This window comes from Rhizobium sp. CB3171 (assembly GCF_029714265.1).
Classification (GTDB): domain Bacteria; phylum Pseudomonadota; class Alphaproteobacteria; order Rhizobiales; family Rhizobiaceae; genus Rhizobium.
The window spans coordinates 1,058,878-1,080,159 of record NZ_CP121653.1 but is presented as its reverse complement, the minus strand read 5'-3'; the positions used below and the strand labels follow the sequence as shown (position 1 = coordinate 1,080,159).

Sequence of the window (21,282 nt, the reverse complement as noted above, 5' to 3'; positions counted from 1 at the left end):
GGATTATCCCTTGACTGCGCCCGCGGTGATGCCGCGCACGAACCAGCGACCTGAACCGAAATAGACGATCAACGGAACCAGGGCCGTGAGGATGGTTGCCGCCATGTTGACGTTGTAGAGCTTCTCGCCCTGGGTGGAGTTGACGATGTTGTTGAGCTGAACCGTCATCGGGAAGTTTTCCCGCCCGGCAAAGACGACGCCGAAGAGGAAGTCGTTCCAGATGCCGGTAACCTGCAGGATGGCCGCCACTACCAGGATCGGGATCGACATGGGGATCATCAGCCGGAAGAAGATCTGCCATAGTCCCGCACCATCGACGCGCGCCGCCTTGAACAACTCCATCGGCAGGCTGGAATAATAGTTGCGGAACAGCAGCGTCAGCACCGGCAGGCCGAAAACCGTGTGGGTGATGATGATGCACGGCAGTGTCGAGTAGATGCCGACGCCGCGGTAGATGAGCACCAGCGGATAGATGAAGACCTGATAGGGAATGAAGGCGCCGAGCAGCAGGACGGCGAAGAGAACGTTAGCCCCCCTCACCCGCCAGAAGGACAGCGCATAGCCGGTCAGCGACGAGATGAAAATGGACAGTATCATGCTCGGTATCAGGATCTTCACCGAATTCCAGAAGCCGACGCTGATGCCGCCGCATTCGAGGCCGGTACAAGCCGTGCTCCACGCCTGCACCCAGGCTTCGCCTGTCCAGATCTGCGGAAAGGCGAAGATATTGCCCTGGCGGATTTCCGGCATGGATTTCAGCGAGGTGACGATCATCACATACAGCGGCAGCAGGAAGAACAGAGCCGCTATGACCAGAAAGGCGTAGAGGCCGATGCGCGCCGGAGACAAATGCTGCGGCTTGCGCCCGGCCGGCCCCTCCATGGCGACTGCGACGGAAGATGGCACTGTCATCAGTTCCCCCTCGGTTTTTCACGGAAATATTCGTAGTAGAGCCATGGCGTGACCAGGATGACCACGGTGATGAACATGACGGTCGAAGCTCCGGTCGCAAGACCGATATTGCCGCGGCCGAAGAGGTAATCCATGATGAATTTTCCCGGTACCTCGGTCGATATGCCCGGCCCGCCGCCGGTCGTCGCCAGCACCAGTTCGTAAACCCTGACCACGGCAATCGCCAGAAGCACGCTGGCGGTGATGATGGTCGGTCTCAGGATCGGAATGACGATGTGAAGATAGACGCGCCATGCCGGTATGCCGTCGATGCGCGTTGCCTTCCAGAGTTCGCGATCGACGCCACGCAATCCCGCCAGCATGATCGCCATCACCAATCCGGACGATTGCCAAATACCAGCGAGCACGATGACGTAGAGCGCAAGATCGCTCTGGACGATCCAGTCGAAGCGGATCCAGGTGAACCCGATCGCGTCGGCGACCTTTTGCAGGCCGAGCGTCGGGTTCATGATCCACTGCCACACGAGCCCGGTGACGATGAAGGACATTGCGAAGGGATAGAGGAAGATCGTCCGGAACGTATTTTCGAACCGGACCTTTTGATCCAGCGCTACGGCAAGGAGAAAGCCAAGGATCAGGCAGCCGGCGATGAAGAGGATGCCGAAGACGACGACGTTCTGCAGGGATAGCAGCCAGCGCGCGGTCGTGAACAGTCGTTCGTATTGCTTAGTGCCGACAAAGATGTTGACGGGCAATACCTTGCTGTCGGTGAACGATATCCAGATGTTCCAGATAACCGTCACGACATAGGCGAGCAAGACGATGATAAAGGCTGGGAACAGGGCAACATAGGCGGAAAGATGCCTCTTCTTCCTAGTGGCAGTCGTCCCGGCACCGGTCCCCGCAATGGTTCCCGCAGCAGTTTCGGGGGTACTCATGACCTCAGCTCCTCCTCAGCATTCATGGAAACCGGCGGCAGGTAGGACCTGCCGCCGCATGGATGTCGGATGAGGCTTACTTCGCCTGTTCGATGACCTGTGCGAATTGGTCGGCGAACTGGTCGGCCGTCATGCTTGGGGTCGTCCAATACTGGGCGACGAGGTCCTGTTCCGTCTGAACGATGTCCTGAGCGGTGAGCACATCCGGCGCCAGAATCTGCCGGCTCGGATCCTTGAGCGCCATCAGGCCCTTCTGGGCGCAGGCATCGAGCTTGGACGTGTCAACGTCGAGGCGGACCGGCACGGAGCCTTTCTTGGAGTTGAAGGCGAGCTGGCCTTCCTTGGACATGATCACAGTCGCAAGCAGCGTCTGTGCATCCGTCGCCGTCTTGTCCTTCAGGACCGGGAAGACGAAGATGTCGCCGCCCATCATGAAGTTGGATTCGCCCGGTCCGAGGATACAGCCGAAATCCTTGTCGGCGACCATGTTGGCATGGATGAACTCGCCCTTGGCCCAGTCGCCCATGAACTGGATGCCGGCCTTGCCGTCGATCAGCATGCCGGTTGCCACGTTCCAATCACGGTTCGGGCTGCCCGGGTCCTGATAGTTACGCAGCTTGGCGAAGACTTCCGCCACATGCTTGAACTTGTCGGACTTGACGGCGTCGGTGTCGAGATCCTTCCAGACCTTGGCATAAAGTTCCTTGCCGCCTTCGCCGAGAAGGATGGCATTGAACATCAACTGGAGTTGCCAGGGCTGACCGCCAACGGCGACCGGGATCAGGCCGGCGGCCTTGATCTTGTCGAGCGCAGCAAACATTTCGTCCCAGGTTTTCGGCTCTTCAGTCACGCCTGCCTTGGCGAAAACCGGCTTGGAGTAGAACAGCCAGTTCTGGCCATGGTCGTTGATCGGTGCGCCATAAATATGCCCCTGGAACTGGATGGCATTATAGAAGGCCGGCGTCAGCGCCGATTTCCAGTCCTGCTCTTTGGCGAGATCGTCGAGCGGACGCAGCAGGCCCTGCTGTGCCAGGTCGTTCATCTGCGTGCCGGTGTTGAACTGCATCGCTGTCGGCGGATTGCCGCCGATGATGCGGTTGATGCCGATCGGACGTGCGGTCGAGCCGGACCCCGCGATCGCGGTGTCCACCCATTGGCCACCGGCGGCGTTGAATGCATTGGCCAGTTCCCGCACGGCTGCGGCTTCGCCACCGGATGTCCACCAATGCAGGACTTCGGCTCTCTTCCCCTCAGCCTGAGCGCCGGTGACGCCCACCGCGATCAGCGCCGTGGCGCCAACCAATGCCATTAACAATCCACGCATATGCTCCTCCTCCTCTTGTGGCGTTCTTCTGAACGCCTGTATTTCAGCCGCCGCCGTCACAAGACCATCGGGTGCCGAATGCTGTCGTCCTCCAGAACCGCGCCGCCGGGCCTCCATTCCCTGCGGCGAACGGGCAATGCTTCCTCGGCATCGCCCGTTCGTCAAGCATGCAGTCTCAGAGGACTGCCAATTCTCCTAATTCTCTATAACCCAGCCTATGCGAAACGTCCCTCACTAATTGTGCGCGGGATCGGATCCGGACGGCCGCAACTGCTATGGATTGCAATCACCTTGCGCGATTGCGTCGAGCGCTCGAAAGCGGTCATCACTTCCAATGCGTGGAAGGCGAGTTCCGAGGATACGCGATGCTGGCGCCCTGCGCGAAGGGAATCTACCATTTCGGCCGCGCCCAAACCACGCAGCCCGAGATGGCCCGGCACGCCTTCCGTGTAGGGATGGTCGACGGGGATCTCTTCCCAGGCTTCACCGCCATCGCGGAATATCTCAACCTTGCCGCTAAAATTATTCGGGTCCGGTGTTACCATGCTTCCCTCGGAGCCGTAAATCTCGATCTGATTGTGCTTGTGTTTGATGACATCGAAACTCGTGGCAATGGTGATCGTCGCGCCGCTGTGGAACTCCATCACACCGGTCAGATGCGTCGGCACCAGCACCTTGATCGTCTCGCCGCGGCGCGGATCGGTCTTCACCTCGCGTTCGATGCGGGTGATCTTGGCGGTGCCGAAAACTTCACGTACCGGACCGAGCAGAGCAATCAGGTTAGTGACGTAATAGGGACCGACATCGAGCATCGGCCCGCCGCCGTGGCCGTAGAAGAAGGCTGGGTTCGGATGCCAATGCTCATGGCCGGGCAGAAGCAGCATGGCGGTGGCCGACACTGCCTTGCCGATGCGACCCTCATCGTACAGACGGCGCGTCAACTGATGGCCACCGCCGAGAAACGTGTCGGGCGCACAGCCGAGGCGCAGGTCGCCGGCGCGAGCGATCGACATCAGCTCCTCGGCTTCCGACATGCTGATGCCAAGCGGCTTTTCCGAATAGACATGCTTGCCGGCAAGAAGCGCCTTCTTGCTGATCATGTAATGCGAGACCGGCGTCGTCAGGTTGATGATCAGGCCGATTTCCGGGTCGGCAAGCATGGCATCGAGTGAGACTGCCTCTATGCCGAATTGGGCGGCAAGCTTTTGTGCTGGCCCTTCATAAAGATCGTAGACCGATTTGACGCGGATGAAATCGAACATGTGCAGGGTTGCGACATAGGTGGCGCTGATGTTTCCAGCGCCGACGATGCCGACTTTCATGGGTGCGGTGCTCATGAATATGGCCTCTAGGAAATGGTAATGTTGAGTTCAGCGGCGACGTCGCGCAGATAGTTCATGCCACGCCGCATCTCCTGATCGAATTCGGGTGTCGCCTCGCGGAAATGCGTCCAGTGCGACGCCCCGGGCGCATCCTCCAGCTCTAGCGTGATCGGACCGGAATAGCCGATCGCCTGCAGAGCGGCGAAGATCGCCTTCCAGTCGATCTTGCCGCGCCCCGGGCGCCAATGGGCATTGGTATGGCCCTCATTGTCGGAGAAATGCGTGTTGAAGATGCGGTCGCCGAGCGCCAGTACGACATAGTGCGGCATGTCCCCGGCCGGAAAGAGGTGGCTTGGGTCGAAGTTCAGACCAAGGTTCGAAGCACCCGTGCGCTCGATCAACCGCAGCATGCCCTGGCCGGAACTGACCCAGCGATAAGGATGCGGCTCGATGGCGACGCGCAGACCGGCTGATCCTGCGATTTCGCAGGCCTTGGCGAAACCATCGACGACGGCGTTGTATTCCGCCGTCCAGTCCCATTGCGGCTCGACGGCGGCCGTCCACTCCTGCGAGATCGGCCGCTGCAGGATCGGCTTGACGTCGGATTGGAATGGATAGGGCGTCATGCTGGTCATGATCGGCGCGCCGATCTCCGCCACGATATCGACGCCGCGCTTGTAGCCGTCGAGATCGACGGTGGAAAAGGCGGCGCCCGCCTGGCGGCTGAAGGGCAAATTGAAAAAGAAATTGGTGAGCGTCAGCCCCTCATCCGCAGCGATCTCCTTCAGACCGCGGATTGTCGCCGGCGTATAATAGTCCAGCATATCGACCGACCAGGCGGTGAGCTCGAAACCCCTGCAGCCGGTACGCGCGAGCCGCTTCAGCGACGCCTCGTAGGGCGGGTTCCAGTTGAACGTCCAGATTGGCGATCCGAAAAAAAGCGAGCCGGCGCCCATGACATCCTCCCATGGAATGCGGTTGCCTGCGAGATACGAGGCTCCCGTTCTCTAGCTGACATTCTCTGCCGAACGGAGCCTTTTACTCCCTCCAATCAGCAATTCGTAACGTTACGAATGAGGGATGGCTGTAATTCTGTCAAGCAATCCTTTTCAGCCCATTAGGCATGGATTCTCCGGCGTCACCTGAAATGATAACGTTACGAATGGCTTCGACGGATCACTTGATGTTTGGAAGCGGATCGAAATTATGCAGAGAGCGCCTGGCTGTCGTGATCCACGAATTCCGCATGCACCAGTTCGCGCAGATTGCCCGGATCGTCACCGTCGATCGCGCGGTATAAGAGGGAGGCAAGGCGCTCCCCGATGATATAGTTGGAATAATAGAAGGCACTGAGCGGCGGATTGAAGAAATCATGCAATCGGGTGCCGCCATAGGTGATCAATCCGAAATCCTTGCCCGCATGCCGGCCCGCCTTGCGCAGCCCGGCGAGGAAGCCGAGAGCGGCCTCTTCACTGGCGACAAAGGCGCCGGTCGCCTCCGGATGCCAGGCGACGATATTTTTCGCCAGCTCCTGGCCGCTGTCCGGCGTCGTTGCGGCAAAGTGAATAAGGTCGTCGGGAACGATGAGGTTGCGCGCCGTAAAGGTCTTGCTCCAGCCTTTGACGAATTGCAGGCTGTAAGTGAACTGGCTGGACGGCGCGATCAGAAGCGGCCGGTGATGGCCGGCATCGAGCAGCAGCCGCGCTGCTTCCGCACCGATCACCTCATGATCGAGATCAACGCTCGGGTGGACACTCAAGAGTTCGGTGCGCCCGAAGGTGACGAAGGGCGTGCCGACCTCCAGCAGATATTTGACGCGGTCGTCCTGCGGTCTCGTATGGGTAATGATGATGCCGTCGACAGAGCCCTCTTCGACGAGATCGCGAACCGTCGCCAAGGGATCGTCTGCCTGCAACTGCGGCACGACGGTCGTCCGGTAGCCGCAGCCCTTCATATGGCGCGACACGCCTTCCACCAGCGAGGCGACGACGATGTTCATCTCGCCTTCGCGCTCGAAGGGCAGCACGATGCCGATGGCATGGGTCTTGCCGGTGCGGAGATTGAGGCCGCCGAGATTTGGACGATAGCCAAGTTCGCCGGCTACCCGCTTCACCAGCTCGATGGTTTCGCGATTGACCTCAGGGCCTTCCTTCAGCGCGCGGCTGACGGTGGTGATCGACAGGCCAAGTGTGGTCGCGACCGTGCGCAACGTCACACGCTGACCCGCATCACGCCGCAAGCCGCGCCCTATCCCCGATCCCTGCATGCTGGACAAATCCCTTCGCTTCACTTCGCCTGCCCGACAATGCCCGCTGTCAAATGCGCGTGCAAGCACGGCCCTTGGGTCGTCAGGATGTCGCGATCTCTATTGATGGCTTTCCCCAACAAGAAAATCGAGGTCGCAGCCGTCCTCGGCCTGGAGGACGTGCTTGTTGTAGAGGCCGAGCCAGCCGCGGGTCTCGGCAGGAGGCGCCGGCGTCGGATCGCGCTTGGCAAGCTCCGCCTCGTCGACCAACAGATCCAAACGCCGTTCCCTGACGCTGATGCGTATCAGGTCACCGTTGCGGACCAGCGCCAGCGGCCCGCCTGCCGCGGATTCAGGCGAAATATGCAGTACGATCGTCCCGTAAGCCGTGCCGCTCATGCGTGCATCCGAGATGCGCAGCATGTCCTTCACGCCCTTGCGCGCCAGCTTGGCCGGTATCGGCAGATAGCCAGCCTCCGGCATGCCGGCAGCCTTCGGGCCAGCATTCTTCAGCACGAGAATATCGTCTTCCGTGACCTCGAGATCGGGATCGTCGATCCGCTCCGAAAGGTCCTTGAGCCCTTCGAAAACGACGGCGCGGCCGGTCTTCTCGAAGAGCCTCTCGTCGGCCGCCGCGCGCTTGAGGATCGCCCCTTTTGGCGCCAGGTTTCCGAACAGCGCCACGAGACCGCCGTCAGCGCGGATCGGCGTTTCGGTCGGGCGGATGATCTTGTCGTCCACCCAGGCATCATCATCGGGGACTAGCTCAGCAAGCGTTTCTCCCGTGACCGTGCGTGCCGATAGGTCGAGGTGATCGCCAAGACGCTTCAGCAATGCGCCGACGCCGCCGGCGTAGAAGAAATCCTCCATATAGGCATCGCCCGTCGGCTTGAGATCGACGAGCACAGGCGTTGCATCGGACATCGCATTCAGCGCCTGCAGATCGACCTTCAGGCCGAGACGTCCCGCGATCGCCGCCAGATGGATGATGGCATTGGTCGAACCACCGATCGCGAGCAAGGTCTTCAACGCATTGTCGATGCTCGCCTGGGTGACGGTCTCGCGAATGGTCGTTCCCGACGAAACCAAGCCCATTGCGGCAACACCCGTCGTTTCCGCTGCTCGCAGGCGATCGGCATGGACGGCGGGAATCGCTGCCGTTCCGGGTAACATCAGGCCCATCACCTCCAGCATGATTGCCATGCTGCTGGCCGTTCCCATCACCGCACAGGTGCCCGCGGTCGTCGCCAGGGCGCCTTCCACCGCATCGATCTGCCTGTCGTTCAGCTCACCGGCGCGATAGCGGCCCCAGAACCGACGGCAATCCGTGCAGGCGCCGAGCCGCTCGCCTTGATAACGCGAGGTCATCATCGGCCCGGTGGACAGCACGATTGCCGGCTTGCCGGCGGAGGCCGCGCCCATTACCAGCGCTGGCAAAGTCTTGTCGCAGCCACCGACAAGCACGACGGCATCCATCGGCTGGGCGCGGACCATTTCTTCCACATCCATCGCCATCAGATTGCGGAAGACCATGCTGGTCGGATTGAGGAAGACTTCACCGAGCGAGGTCACGGGGAAATCGAGCGGCAGGCCTCCGGATGCCAGCACCCCGCGTTTGACTGCCTCCACCAGCTCCGGCACGTTGCGGTGACAATTGTTGAAGCCGCTTGCCGTCCAGGTGATGCCGATGACCGGCTTTTCCAGCATGGTGCGCGAATACCCCATCGAAGAGGCGAAGGAACGGCGTAGATAGGCGGCAAAACGAGGATCGCCGTAATTGGTGAGACCGTTGCGGATACCTTTTCCCGGCTTGCTCATGTCTGCCCTCCCTTTAGGAAAACGCGCCTGGATCGACCGGCAGCTATCCGTCGGATCGGTTTTCCCCGAACCCATATCTCATTGCCATATTGGCTGAGCTACATGCAAAATGTCGAGCGCGGCGCTGTGCTAATGTTAGGATTGCGCTATCTAATTTCTCTCATCGGTCAGCAGGAAAGGCGCGTTCCCATGTCGCAGGCTGTGGTTTTCAAACTTCTTGGCAGGCGGGTGCGGCTCGGCCTGATCGGCGGCGCGCAGGGTTCGCTCATCGGTCCGGTGCATCGCACTGCCGCACGCCTCGACGATTGCTTCGATCTTACGGCCGGCGTCTTCTCCTCCGATCCGGAGCGGTCGCTAAACTCCGCCCATGCCTTTGGCATCAAGCGCGGCTATGCCGATGTATGGAGCATGATCGAAGCCGAAACCCTGCGGGCTGACGGCATCGACGCGGTCGCCATCATGACGCCGAACGACAGCCATTATGAATATGCGGCTGCTGCTCTCGACGCCGGTCTTGACGTCATCTGCGACAAGCCGCTGACCAACGATTACGACAGCGCGCTGGCGCTCGCCCGCAAGGCCCATGACCGCGGCCGTATCCTGTCGCTCACCCATAATTATTCCGGCTATCCCATGGTGCGCGAGGCGCGTGCCACCGTCACCGGCGGCGAGATCGGCGCTCTCCGTCTCGTCAATGTCCGCTATGTACAGGGCTCGCTCAGCCGGCCTATCGAGGCCGACCCGGACAAGATGGCGCCCCGCACCAAATGGCGGCTCGATACGGCCAAAGGCGGCAAGAGCCATGTGCTTGGGGATATCGGCGTGCATGCCCATCAACTGATGAGCTTTGTTTGCGGTCGCCGCATCGCCGCAGTGCTTGCCGATGTCGGCCCATCGTTACCCGGCCGCACGGCACACGATACGGCGCAAGTGATCCTCAGATTCGATGACGGTACGCGAGGCCAGATGCTGGTGAGCAAGGTGGCGACCGGCGCGCAGAATGTCGTCAGCATCGAGGCTTATGGCGAAGACGGCGGCATCTCGTGGAACCAGGCCGAAGCCAACGATCTGCGCGTCATGCGGCTGAACCGCGCCGACGAGCTACGCACGCGCGGCCTTCCGAGCCTGCATCCGCATGCCCAGCGAGGCACCCGCCTGCCCACCGGCCATCCCGAAGCCTTCTTCGAAGCTTTCGCCAATATCTATACCGATTTCGCCGAACTGGTTGCCGCCCGCATTGCTGGCGCCGAGCCTGACCCGCTGGCGGAACTGACGCCCAATGCCTGGACCGGCGTTGACGGCCTCGCCTTCATCGACGCCTGCCTGCAGTCGACGGCGACGGGAACGTGGGCTGACGTGGTCTATGAGCACGATCGGTATTGATGTCCGGATAGTGACTTTTCCATCCGGGTCCGCGCCACAGATTTCGATCCGCATTCCCCTCGCAATCGCACGAGAATCACATTAGACCCATCCGCATAAGTTGTATATTGAGGGGAATATAGTGGACAAATATACGAAGACGATTCTGACTGTGATCGCCGCCGCGCTGGTATTGATCGCATTGCAAAATTTTATCACGCCGGCACAAGCCGTCGGCGGTGGCTGCGGCTTTAACATGTACAATCCCTGCTATGTAAAAATCGGCCCCTGAAGGATCGCGACGACTCCATTGCGGCAATAATGATCCCTGCCGTGAGTTTCATGATTGGCCTTTTGCGCGCCATGTTTCAGCAGCAAAAGAGCCTTGGTAAAAGCGGCCTAATCGAGCGCTTTCAAACGGTTACGGGGATCGCATGAAGAAGTTGACGGCTATTGCGATCCTGTGCGTTTGTCTTGTCGTAGGAACGCTCTATGCCATGGCAGGCGGCGATTATCCGCCGCTCAAAGACGGCGATCTGATTTTTCAGACATCGACCAGTAACCAATCAAGCGCGATTATATTCGCCACTGGTTCTGCCTTTTCACACATGGGCATCATCAAAAACGACAATGGGGCAATCACGGTCATCGAGGCCGGGGCAAAGGTCAAGGAAACACCGCTGAAAACCTGGGTCAATCGCGGTTTGTTGAGACGGGTGGCGATCTATCGCGATCCGCGACTCACCCCCGAAACCGCACGGCAGCTCCTGTCCTACGCCCGCACGCTCTACGGCAAACCCTATGACCTGTTTTTCTCGTTCAACAACGATGCGATTTACTGCAGTGAACTGCCCTATCTCGCCTACAAGGCTGCGGGCATCGAGATCGGCAAGGTGCAGAAAATATCTGAGCTACACATCGACAACATGCTTGTCAGAAACCTGGTGCAGTCGCGGTGGCAGCGCGATAGCGAATGCACTGAGCGCGGCTACGATTTCGATCAGTGCTATAAATACATCCTCAATCAGAGCCTCGTCACTCCAGTGAGCATCGCCAATGATCCAAATCTCAGGATGATTTATTCGAACTACCCGCTGTGATGGGGTGTCCACCCCATCACCAAAGATCCTCGATGCCGAATTGGCTCCAATCCCGATCAGGAAGCCGCAACCTTGCGGGCAGCGGTAATTGCAGCGCGAGCACCGGCGCGGAGCTGTGCGGTTTCGGCGCCGGCAATGACGAGATCCAGGCCGAGCTTCAGGAATTGCCCGGCGCGTTCGCCGTCCGTGCCGAAGGCGCAGATCAGCTTGCCATAGGCGCGGCAACGCGCCACTGCATGCGCCAATGTCTGATCGATCGCGGCGCTGTCGGGCGCCAGACGCGCGCCATTCGAGAGCGCGATGGAGAGATCGGACGGGCCGATGAAGATGCCGTCGATGCCGTCGACCGCGAGGATTTCATCGATGGCATCGAGCGCCGCGCGGGTCTCGACCATGGCGATGGTGACAGTCAGGCCGTTGGCGCCCTGCAGATACTCGTCAGCAGCGATGCCGAAATGATTGAGCGCGAGCGAAGGTCCCCAGCTCCGTTCGCCGAGGGGCGGATATTTCGTTGCTTTCACTAGAGCGCGGGCGTCATCGGCGGAATTGATCATCGGCGCAATGATGGCGGAGGCACCGGCATCGAGCAGCCGCGACGCTGACGCGAAATCGCCGACCGGGATGCGCGCGATCGCCGGCTTGCCGGCCAGGCGCACCTGCGCAATGCCGTTCGCCGCGGAGGCCATGTCCCACATTCCATGCTGCATATCGAGGACGATGGCGTCGAAAGCTTCCTGCGAGAGGTGATTGACCAGCAGCGGATCGGGCGTGCCGATCCAGGCTGAGATCATGCCGCCATTTTCCCGGCGCTTCAGGCGACCCGCGAAACCGTCGATATCAGTGGTCATAATGATTTTCCTCAATTACCAAGCCCGCTGAGGGCGAGATATTTCACTTCAAGATATTCTTCCATGCCCTCTTTCGAGCCTTCGCGGCCGAACGGGCGACAGGCATGGAAATAATATCTTCGTTGATGCCGACAATACCGGATTCCCGCGCCTCGGCTACCCGAAAGATGCGCGCGACGTTGCGCGGATAGGAAAACTCACCATTGGTCTGCGGCTATCTTACAACGGCGACCGCGGCAAGCTGGGGTAGCTTGTCGCGGTCCAATATTTCGCTGCCCAGCAATGGGCGACCGTATCAATGAGCCCCTGCCCCGCCGCCGGGCTGCGGTTTGCGGGCAAAAAGCGTGGCGATTGCGGCGGTCGCCAAGAGGATGCCGATGACGGCGAAGGTGTCGCTGAAGCCCATGATCAGTGCTTGCCGCTTGATGATGCTGCCGAGGGCGACCGTTGCTTTCTGCGCGGCAAGGGCATGATCCGAAACGCCGTGCGACAGGAAATAATTGGTCGTCTGCGTCAGCCGCTCCCTCACCTCATCGCGCGCCAGCGTCACAGACTGGCCGATGATGTTGGAATGGAACTGCTCGCGCTTGGTGAGCACGGTGCCGAGCGTTGCCGTTCCGACCGCGCCGCCGAGATTTCGCAGCATGTTGGTCAAGCCGGATGCGGCGGCGGCATCGGCAGGTGCGATACCGGCGGTGGTGATCGCCGTAATCGGTGTGATGACCATGGCCTGCCCGATAGCGCGCACGATATTCGGTATCCAGAACTGATCACCCGCGGTGTCGGCGGAAAGCGTCACGTTCATGAAGCAGCTTATGGCAAAGATGGCGATACCGAGGAAGCCGATATAGCGGACGTCGAAGCGCTTCATCATCACCGGAACCAGCGGAATGAGGATGAGTTGCGGCAAGCCGGTCCAGGCGAGCACGTTGCCGATCTGCTCGGCATTGTAACGCTGCACCTGGCCGAGATATTGCGGCAGGATATAGACCGAGCCGAAGAGCGCGAAGCCGACCAGCACGTTGACGAGAACGCCGATGCCGAAATTGCGTTGCTTCAAAAGCCGCAGCTTCACCAGCGGATTCTGAACGGTCAACTCTATCCAGATGAAGGCGCTGAGCGAAACGACAGCGATAGTGCTGAGCTTCAGAATGAAGGGCGAGGAGAACCAGTCATCCTTATTGCCCTCCTCGAGCACGGTCTGTAGCGCCGAAAGCCCGATCGCCATCGTCACGATGCCAGCCCAATCGCCGTGCTTCAGAAGGCCAAGTTGCAGCGGCCCCTTTTCGAGTGTCAGGGCAAGGGCGATCGCCATGATGGCGCTCGGCAGGGCATTGATGAAGAAGATCGTCTGCCAGCCGTAATTCTCCGTCAGATAACCGCCGATGGTAGGGCCGATGGCAGGAGCAACCGTGACCGATAGCGCGAAGATCGCAAGGCCGGTCGGCTGCTGCGCCTTGGGCAGCTTGGTGAGGATCATCGTAAAGGCCATCGGGATCAGAACGCCGCCGGCAAAGCCCTGCAGCCCGCGCAGCGCGATCATCGTCCCGAGATCATGCGCAAAGGCACAGGCGATCGAGAGCAGCGGGAAGAGGATCGAATTCACGAGGATATAACGGCGAAACGAGAAGACGTTGCTGAAAAAAGCGGTCAGCGGGATGACGACGATTTCGCCGATCAGATAGGAGGTCGATATCCAGGCACCGTTATCGACGCCCGTGCCGATGCCACCCTCTATATCGAGAAGCGAGGCATTGGTGATCTGGATGTTGAGGATCGCCATGAAGGCGCCGATCATGCCGGCGAGTACGGCGATCCATTCCCTGGTGCTGGCCTTCGCGCTTGGCTGCGGGATGGCGATAGCGGTGGTGGCTGAGATGGTGGACATGGCTCAATACTCCTCATCCTTCACCGTTCATGCGCCGTGGCTCTGGTCGGCCGTCTTGATGTCGATGCTCGGCTGCACCGACATGCCGGGGCGCAGATCGCCGGAGGCGGCGCTATCGCCATCGAGGACGATCTTGACCGGGATGCGCTGCACGACCTTGGTGAAATTACCCGTGGCATTGTCCGGCGGCAGCAGCGCGAATTCCTGGCCGCTCGCGGGCGCCAAGCTGTCGACATGACCGTGATAGACGCGGCCGGGGAACATATCGACTTCGATGTCGACCGGCTGGCCGGCATGCACGTCGGTCAACTGCGTCTCCTTATAATTCGCAACGATATAGGCGGCCGACGTCGGGACCACCGACATCAACTGCGTGCCGGCCTGCACATATTGGCCGACGCGGAGCGTGCGGTTGCCGATGACACCATCGAGCGGTGCGACGATCGTCGTATAGGACAGATTGAGCTCCGCCTGGCTCTGGACGGCCTGGTCGTGGGCAAGGGTCGCCCTGGCTTGCGCCAATTGCGCCTTCAACAGATCGACCTGCTTGATGGTCCCGGCAAGCGATGCCGTATCGCGGTCGATCGCGGCCCGGGCGGCGGCGATCTGCGAGGCGGCCTGTTGTGCGGTTTGCACCGGCGCATAGCCGTTTACCGATAGGCTTGCATAACGCTTGTCGTTCTGCTCCGCGAAGGTCTCGTTGGCCTTGTCGACATCGACGGTCGCCTGGGCGGCTGCGATCAATGATTGCTGCATGTCGAGAGAGGCCTGTTTGGCCTCGACATCGGCTTGAGCGGCGGCAACATCGGCCTTGGCCTGATCAAGCGCCGTCTTGAAATCGCGGCCGTCAATACGGGCCAGTACCTGCCCCTCCTTGACCGTCTGATTGTCGTTGACGACGACGCCAGTAACATAGCCGGAAATCTTCGGCGCGATGGCGCTGTTATCGGCTTGCACATAGGCATCGTCGGTCGATACCTGGAAGCGGCCGACGGTCCAGTAGTTATGACCGTAATAGGCGGCGGCTGCGATGACGGCGAGTGCCGTGGCGCCGAGCAGGAACGACTTGCCCCGCTTCTTCGCCGCCGGCTTTTCCTCGGCGGCAATACGCATCAGTTCGACCGTAACGTCCGGCTTGCCGGCATCCATGGTCGATGCTTCGGCAACCGGTGCCTGCTTGCTCGCATTCAATACATGAACCTTGTTTTCCACTGTCGTCTCTCCTGATGGCCGATCGTCTTGGAGGTACATGCCCGCAAAAATTATCGGCCGCACATTTAGGAAACTTGTTGTTTTCCAAAATATGCGCTGTAAAATGGAAGTCAACAGGAATTCGGAAAATTGTCATGGTCGAAATTCAAATAAATGAGAAGCGCTCCCGCGGCCGACCCCAGCTTCGCTGCGACGACGATACGAAGAGCCTGATCATCGAGGCAGCCGATACGCAATTTCGGGAAAACGGCTATGCGGCCGCGAGCATCAACGCGATCGCACAATCCGCAGGCGTCTCGACCAAGACGCTCTATCGGCTGTTTCCGACCAAGGCAGACCTGTTTTCGAGCATCGTTTCCGACCGTATCGGCCGGTTTTTCCTGGCGCTGGACCAGTCGACGCTGGCGACGATGGATTTGCGGCAGGGCCTGGAGCGACTGCTGACGGCCTATGGCATGCTGACGATGTCGGACGATACGATCGACATTATGCGTCTCGTCATCGCCGAATCGGACCGCTTTCCGGAAATCGCCACATCATTCTATGAGACGGCCATCGTCGGCTCGAATGCCATCATGGAGAAATGGTTGACGACGCAATGCGAACGCGGGCTCATCCGTCTGGAGGACCCCCATATGGCTTCCGGCATGCTGCGTGGCATGATGATTATGGAGCCGCAGCGCGCCGCCATCCTGCGCCAACTCCCCCCTCCGAACATCGCGGAGATCACCCGGCGGGCACGCATTTGCGCCGAGGTGTTTCTCAAGGGTTGCCAGGTTTGATTGGGATCAACCTTCAATAACCACCGGCATCCTTATGCGCGGAATTGACATGATTCCAGGGCTGCATCTGATGATGCATTGACGAAACTCTAAGCCACTCCTACAATATGACTACTGTAGTCATATTGGTGATCCCATGAAGGAAATTCAGCTCAAGGATGCGAAAGCAACGCTTTCTGCTGTGGTCGATGATGCTCTCAGCGGCAATCCAGCGGTCATTACTCGCCATGGCGAGCGCACCGCGGTCATCATCTCTTATGACGAATATCAAAAATTGAAGCAGGTTCCGTCCTTTGGTTGGTTACTCACCAATGCACCACTTGAAGACGACGACCTGCCAGTGCGCAAGCCGGGCCGGCTGCTACGCGATGATGATATCTAATGTATCTTCTGGATACGAATATCATCTCCGCGACATCGCCATTGCGCGCGCAAGATTTACTATCGCAGGCGGTTCGGGCATGGATTGCAGCCCATGCCCATCAGTTTTACCTCTCCACCGTGACTGTCGCCGAAATAGAAACAGGGATTGCGAAAGCCCGTCGGATGGGCGCGTCCAAGAAAGCTGAGCTGCTTGGCGAGTGGCTTGAACTCACTCTCCATCTTTACGGCGACCGCATCCTACCGCTCGATACAGAAACTGCCCGCATCGCGGGCCGACTATTCGACCAGGCGGTAGGACGGGGCGGAGATCCAGGTTTCGAAGATGCTGCGATTGCCGCAACAGCACTGCGACACGATTACACGGTTCTCACCCGAAACCTAAGGCATTTCCGGCTGATGGATGCGCGCTCGCTCGATCCGTTCGCGAATCCACCGGAAGTATAGGCTCTTTAGATAATTCCGCCCCCGCCTGCCGCCGAGGCTGGGCGTTCGCTCGCAACCTTCTTCCGGTAGCCGCTCGTCCGATAAGTCGCAACCGGATCGATGGCGCCGCCGGTGCGGCGGCGGGCTTCGGCGAGGATGGGTTCCACATCGGCGCGGTAAGCGCGCTTCAGGGTTTCGGAGGCCATCAGGGCGTCGTTGGAGTCTTGATAGTCCGCCAATGCCCCTCGATCGACGATCAATGCCTGCGCATAGGCACGGCGGATTTCGTTGGCGCTGGAAATTAGGCTTTCGATCGGATCGGTGACATTGTGCGACTGGTCGATCATGTGAGCCGGATGGAAGCCTTTTACCCCGCGATGCTCGGCGTCGACCAGTTCGTTGAAGACGAGGAACAGGCGATAGGGCTCAATCGCGCCGGCGTCGAGATCGTCGTCGCCATATTTCGAATCGTTGAAGTGGAAGCCGCCGAGCTTGCCGAACTGGATGAGGCGGGCGACGATCATCTCGATATTGGTGTTCGGCGCGTGGTGGCCGAGGTCGACGAGGCAGTAGGCCTTGGGCCCGAGCGTCTGGGCGATCAGATAGTTTGTGCCCCAGTCCTGCACCACGGTCGAATAGAAGGCCGGCTCATACATCTTATGCTCGGAAAACAGCCGCCAGTCATCCGGCAAGGCGTTATAGATCTCCGCCATTGCGGCGAGGTAACGCTCAAACGCCTTGGTGAAATTGCTCTGGCCGGGGAAGTTGGAACCGTCACCGATCCAGACCGTCAGCGCCTTTGAACCGATCGCCTTGCCGATCTCGATGCATTCCAGATTGTGCTCAACCGCCTGGGCGCGGGTCGCTGCGTCAACATGGCTGAGCGAGCCGTATTTGTAGGAATGTGGCTGGCCGGGAGCATCGGAGAAAGTATTGGAATTCATGGCATCGAAGCCGAGGCCGAGCGCATCGCCCTTGGCCTTCAATTCCTTTGCATCGGCTTTGTCCCAGGGAATGTGCAGCGAGACGGTCGGCGTCGCCCGCGTCAACTGATGGATGACGGCGCAATCATCGAGCTTGTCGAAAATGCCGCGTGGTTCGCCGGTGCCGGGAAAGCGGGCAAAGCGTGTACCGCCGGTGCCGACACCCCAGGAGGGCACGGCAACGAAGAATTCCGAGACCTTTTTCGTTACGGCCTCGATATCGACGTCGCGACGCGCGAGCGTGGCGCCTAGCGCTTCATAATCAGATTTCAGCGCAGCAGCGCGCTTGTCGTTTTCCGCAGCGACCAGATCCGGCGCAATTCTGAACTCGGCCATTCTTTCCTCCCAGATATGTCATTCGAAATGTTACGGTGCGTTCATCCTGCAAGCCATCATCCGCCCTCGCCCTTCGAGGGCCCTATGGGGCCACCTCAGGGTGAGGGCTGATCTCCCCGTCAGTTCGGCGCAATCGTTACCCCACCCTCATGGTGAGGTGCGCTGCCGCAAGAGCGAAACGAGCGCGGCAGGGCCTCGAACCGCGAGGGTGGCCCCGAGGCCGCCACCGCCTCGCAACTACCGCGTAAAACTCTGCGCATTGCCGGCATCGACATTGATGATGTTGCCGGTCGACTTGGCGGAGAGGTCAGAGGCGAGGAAATAGATAGCCTCTGCAATATCTTCCGGGAAAACATTGAGCTTCAGCATTGCGCGCTTGCGGTAATGTTCTTCCAAGTCATCCACCTCGATCTTCGAAGAGGCCGCGCGCTGTTCGCGCCATTCGCCGTTCCAAATCTTGGAGCCGCGCAGGACGGCGTCGGGGTTGACCGTGTTGACGCGAATGCCCGCCTCCGCCCCCTCGAGCGCCAGGCAGCGGGCCAGGTGGATTTCGGCGGCCTTGGCGGTGCAATAGGCGGCCGCATTCGGCGACGAGGCAAGGCCATTCTTGGAGGCGACGAAGACGACGTTGCCGCCGAGATTCTGACGCCGGAACAGCCGGAAAGCTTCACGCGAGACGAGGAAATAGCCGGTGGCGAGGATGTCGATATTGCGGTTCCACATCGAAAGCTCCGTGCTTTCGATCGGCGCAGAGGAAGCAATGCCGGCATTCGAAACGAGAATATCGATGCCGCCGAATTCGACGCAGGCTTCCGCGAAGGACGAAATCACTGCGTCCTCCTTGGTCACATCAAGCTTGACACTGCGTACAGAGTCCGCGCCGTATTTCTTGGCGAAATCCTCCTGCGTGTTCTCAAGTGCCGACTGGTCGATATCGGCCAGCACCAGGCAGGCGCCCTCGCCCACCAGACGCGCCGCCGTGGCGCGGCCGATGCCGCCGGCGCCGCCTGTGACGAAAGCCACGCGACCGGCTAGGCTCTTCGGCTTCGGCATGCGCTGCAGCTTAGCTTCTTCCAGCAGCCAATATTCGATATCGAAGGCTTCCTGCTCGGGCAGGCCCTGATATTCGGATACGGTCGAGGCGCCGCGCATGACGTTGATGGCGTTGACGTAGAACTCGCCGGCAATGCGCGCCGTCGCCTTGTCGCGGGCAAAGGAGAGAAGGCCGACGCCCGGCACCAGGAAGATTACTGGGTTCGGATCGCGCATGGCAGGCGAATTGTCGTGCTTGCAGTCGTTGTAATAGCGGGCGTAGTCAGCACGGTAATCCTCCAGCGCCTGGTCGAGACCGGCGATGACGGCGTCTGCGTCAGGCTTTGCCGGATCGAAGTCGACGATCAGCGGGCGGATTTTGGTGCGCAGGAAATGGTCCGGGCAACTCGTGCCGAGCGCACCGAGCGGACGGAGATTGTTCGAATTGACGAATTCAAGCACGGCGTCCTGATCGTCGAAATGACCGAGCTTGCGCTCCGCCTTGCCGATGCGACCGCGGATTTCCGGCATGAGCTTGGCGGCAATCGCGCGGCGTTCGGCCTGCGGCAGGCTCTGGACTACCCCGCCGCCGAAAATGGTCTTGCCTTCAGTCTTCGCCACAAACCATTGAATTGCTTTGTTGATGATCGCGAGCGTCAGTTCGTAGCAGCCCTTGGCGTCATTGGCCCAGGTGAAGAGGCCGTGGCTTTCGAGAACAACGCCCTTGGCATTCGGATGCGCCTTGACGAAGGCTTCGAGATCGAGGCCGAGCTGAAAACCGGGGCGCCGCCATGGCAGCCAGCCGATGTCTTCACCGAAGATTTCGCGGGTCAGCTCGCGGGAATTTTTGGAAGCCGCGATCGCGATGATCGCGTCGGGATGCATGTGGTCGACATGGGTAAAAGGCACGAAACCGTGCAACGGCGTGTCGATGGAAGCGGCACGGGCATTGAGGTTGAAGGTGCAATGCGGCAGGAAGCCGACCATGCGGTCCTCGTCGGCAACGCCCTTGTAGATGCCCTTCAGGCTGTCGAGCTTGTCCTGATAAAGCGTGGCAAAACCGTCGAGCTTGATAGTGCCGACATCGCCGCCAGAGCCCTTAACCCACAATACCTTCACTTTTTCTCCGCTCAGCGGATCGGTTTCCATGACCTTGGCCGATGTGTTGCCGCCACCGTAATTGGTGATACGCTTGTCAGCACCGAGCAGATTCGACCGGTAGAGCAGCTTGCCCGGCTCATCGAGGCCGGCCGCATATGCATCATCCCAACGGTTTTCCAGAAGCTGAACACCAGCCGCCATGTCATCCTCCCATAAGATCATGTCTTGCGGACGGTCTAAAAGATGCTCAAACCGCCCTTGTTAATCACGATATCGCTCACGGATAGTCGCTTTGTCAATCGAAAACGATCATAATTGATAATGCTGCGATGCAATATGAAAGTTTTTGAGCGTTTGTGATTGACACTTTGTCACATTTGCGAAATAACCCGAAAAGGAGGAGCCGATGCACGAACGTGAACGCCATCGCATCATTTTGAGCGCCGTACAGGAAAAGCCCGTGGTGACGATTCAGGATATTTCCGAATTGACCGAGGCCTCCGAAGCGACGATCCGCCGTGATATTGCGGCCCTGCATGTGCAGGGAAAGATCCGGCGCGTGCGTGGCGGGGCGGAATCGATCCATCCTCCGCAGCTCGGCAATCTCGCCGGCCGCCCCTTCCGCGTTTCGGAAGGCGTCAATATCGATAAGAAACGCGCAATTGCGCGCAAGGCCGCTGAATTATGCAGTCAGGGCGACGCCATCATCATCAATGGCGGCACGACCACATTCCAGCTTGTCCACTACATCTCGGCTTATCGGCTGCAGGTGATGACCAATTCCTTCGCCATTGCCGAACATCTGGTGAAGCACTCGAAGAACACGGTAACGATTCCGGGCGGCGCGATCTATCGCGAGCAGAGCCTGATCCTGTCACCCTTTGACAATGATACGACCCGGAACTTCTATGCGCGGCGCATGTTTATCGGCGCGCAAGGCGTTGGTCCGCTCGGCGTCATGGAAGCCGACGCGCTGGTTATCCAGAGCGAGCAGAAGCTGATGCGCCAGGCCGACGAGCTGGTCGTGATGGTCGATTCCAGCAAGTTCCGTCAGCGCTCCAGCCTGATCCTGTGCCCACTTGAGCAGGTAACGACCATCATCACCGATGACGGCGTGTCGGCGGAGACTGTACGCATGATCGAGGATGCCGGCGTGTCGCTGATTATCGCGAGCGTCACGGCGCAGGCCGAGAGGGAGGATTCCCCGTCCGTCGCATGAGATGCGCGGCTGTGGCGGGGTGAGCATAGCCTATCAACTTTGGGAGGAAGAGA

Annotated in this window: 19 protein-coding genes and 1 pseudogene; 7 read left to right on the top strand and 13 right to left on the bottom strand. The window is 59.8% G+C overall.

What is annotated here, in order from left to right; genetic code table 11:
- Positions 1–3 precede the first annotated feature (3 nt).
- The 7 genes from QA648_RS24285 to QA648_RS24255 all read right to left on the bottom strand — a co-directional run bounded on the left by QA648_RS24285 (position 4) and on the right by QA648_RS24255 (position 8,559).
- Positions 4–882, bottom strand: coding sequence for a carbohydrate ABC transporter permease (locus QA648_RS24285; RefSeq protein WP_283054261.1), 879 nt, complete (start codon positions 880–882; stop codon positions 4–6).
- Positions 883–911: 29 nt separating this feature from the next.
- Positions 912–1,850, bottom strand: a complete 939-nt coding sequence (locus QA648_RS24280) for a sugar ABC transporter permease (protein WP_283054000.1) — start codon at positions 1,848–1,850, stop codon at positions 912–914.
- Between the two features lie 76 nt (positions 1,851–1,926).
- Entirely contained in the window at positions 1,927–3,174 is a 1,248-nt protein-coding gene (locus tag QA648_RS24275; RefSeq protein WP_283053999.1) for an ABC transporter substrate-binding protein, read from the bottom strand.
- 215 nt (positions 3,175–3,389) lie between these two features.
- A complete protein-coding gene (locus QA648_RS24270; RefSeq protein WP_283053998.1) occupies positions 3,390–4,511 on the bottom strand; it encodes a Gfo/Idh/MocA family oxidoreductase in 1,122 nt (373 codons plus the stop codon).
- 11 nt (positions 4,512–4,522) lie between these two features.
- Entirely contained in the window at positions 4,523–5,452 is a 930-nt protein-coding gene (locus tag QA648_RS24265) for a sugar phosphate isomerase/epimerase family protein (RefSeq protein ID WP_283053997.1), read from the bottom strand.
- A gap of 248 nt (positions 5,453–5,700) precedes the next feature.
- Positions 5,701–6,762, bottom strand: a complete 1,062-nt coding sequence (locus tag QA648_RS24260) for a substrate-binding domain-containing protein (RefSeq protein ID WP_283053996.1) — start codon at positions 6,760–6,762, stop codon at positions 5,701–5,703.
- A gap of 99 nt (positions 6,763–6,861) precedes the next feature.
- Positions 6,862–8,559 (bottom strand): dihydroxy-acid dehydratase, encoded by a 1,698-nt coding sequence (locus QA648_RS24255; RefSeq protein ID WP_283053995.1) that lies wholly within the window; start codon positions 8,557–8,559, stop codon positions 6,862–6,864.
- A 189-nt stretch (positions 8,560–8,748) separates the two neighbouring features.
- Between QA648_RS24255 and QA648_RS24250 the strand changes: the two genes are divergently transcribed.
- The 3 genes from QA648_RS24250 to QA648_RS24240 all read left to right on the top strand — a co-directional run bounded on the left by QA648_RS24250 (position 8,749) and on the right by QA648_RS24240 (position 11,021).
- The gene (locus QA648_RS24250) at positions 8,749–9,942 is read left to right on the top strand and encodes a Gfo/Idh/MocA family oxidoreductase (protein WP_283053994.1); all 1,194 of its coding nucleotides are present in this window, start codon (positions 8,749–8,751) and stop codon (positions 9,940–9,942) included.
- Positions 9,943–10,063: 121 nt separating this feature from the next.
- Positions 10,064–10,213, top strand: coding sequence for a hypothetical protein (locus QA648_RS24245; RefSeq protein WP_283053993.1), 150 nt, complete (start codon positions 10,064–10,066; stop codon positions 10,211–10,213).
- Between the two features lie 142 nt (positions 10,214–10,355).
- Positions 10,356–11,021, top strand: coding sequence for a YiiX/YebB-like N1pC/P60 family cysteine hydrolase (locus QA648_RS24240; RefSeq protein WP_283053992.1), 666 nt, complete (start codon positions 10,356–10,358; stop codon positions 11,019–11,021).
- A 56-nt stretch (positions 11,022–11,077) separates the two neighbouring features.
- On the opposite strand, the gene QA648_RS24235 is transcribed toward QA648_RS24240, so the two are convergent.
- From QA648_RS24235 to QA648_RS24220, 4 genes and pseudogenes are all read right to left on the bottom strand, one after another.
- Complete coding sequence (locus QA648_RS24235) at positions 11,078–11,872, bottom strand: aldolase/citrate lyase family protein (protein ID WP_199773661.1); 795 nt, start codon at positions 11,870–11,872, stop codon at positions 11,078–11,080.
- Positions 11,873–11,880: 8 nt separating this feature from the next.
- Positions 11,881–12,065: pseudogene (locus tag QA648_RS24230) on the bottom strand (succinate-semialdehyde dehydrogenase (NADP(+))); the annotation flags it as partial.
- Between the two features lie 99 nt (positions 12,066–12,164).
- The gene (locus QA648_RS24225; RefSeq protein ID WP_283053991.1) at positions 12,165–13,757 is read right to left on the bottom strand and encodes a DHA2 family efflux MFS transporter permease subunit; all 1,593 of its coding nucleotides are present in this window, start codon (positions 13,755–13,757) and stop codon (positions 12,165–12,167) included.
- Positions 13,758–13,784: 27 nt separating this feature from the next.
- Positions 13,785–14,969 (bottom strand): HlyD family secretion protein, encoded by a 1,185-nt coding sequence (locus QA648_RS24220; protein WP_283053990.1) that lies wholly within the window; start codon positions 14,967–14,969, stop codon positions 13,785–13,787.
- Between the two features lie 134 nt (positions 14,970–15,103).
- On the opposite strand from QA648_RS24220, the gene QA648_RS24215 reads away from it, so the two are divergent.
- The 3 genes from QA648_RS24215 (at position 15,104) to QA648_RS24205 (ending at position 16,579) form a co-directional block, all read left to right on the top strand.
- Positions 15,104–15,751, top strand: a complete 648-nt coding sequence (locus tag QA648_RS24215; RefSeq protein ID WP_104826764.1) for a TetR/AcrR family transcriptional regulator — start codon at positions 15,104–15,106, stop codon at positions 15,749–15,751.
- A gap of 136 nt (positions 15,752–15,887) precedes the next feature.
- Entirely contained in the window at positions 15,888–16,133 is a 246-nt protein-coding gene (locus QA648_RS24210; RefSeq protein WP_104826765.1) for a type II toxin-antitoxin system Phd/YefM family antitoxin, read from the top strand.
- Positions 16,133–16,579: a type II toxin-antitoxin system VapC family toxin gene (locus tag QA648_RS24205; RefSeq protein ID WP_104826766.1), complete on the top strand. Its 447-nt coding sequence runs from the start codon at positions 16,133–16,135 to the stop codon at positions 16,577–16,579. Before QA648_RS24210 ends, QA648_RS24205 begins: the two co-directional genes overlap by 1 nt.
- A 5-nt stretch (positions 16,580–16,584) precedes the next feature.
- On the opposite strand, the gene rhaI is transcribed toward QA648_RS24205, so the two are convergent.
- Both rhaI and QA648_RS24195 read right to left on the bottom strand, forming a co-directional pair.
- Complete coding sequence (rhaI, locus tag QA648_RS24200) at positions 16,585–17,877, bottom strand: L-rhamnose catabolism isomerase (RefSeq protein WP_104826767.1); 1,293 nt, start codon at positions 17,875–17,877, stop codon at positions 16,585–16,587.
- 237 nt (positions 17,878–18,114) lie between these two features.
- On the bottom strand, positions 18,115–20,211 hold the full coding sequence (locus tag QA648_RS24195; RefSeq protein WP_283053989.1) for a bifunctional rhamnulose-1-phosphate aldolase/short-chain dehydrogenase: 2,097 nt from the start codon (positions 20,209–20,211) through the stop codon (positions 18,115–18,117).
- Positions 20,212–20,416: 205 nt separating this feature from the next.
- Here QA648_RS24195 and QA648_RS24190 point away from each other — a divergent pair, with 205 nt between their 5' ends.
- On the top strand, positions 20,417–21,229 hold the full coding sequence (locus QA648_RS24190) for a DeoR/GlpR family DNA-binding transcription regulator (protein WP_104826769.1): 813 nt from the start codon (positions 20,417–20,419) through the stop codon (positions 21,227–21,229).
- Positions 21,230–21,282 lie beyond the last annotated feature (53 nt).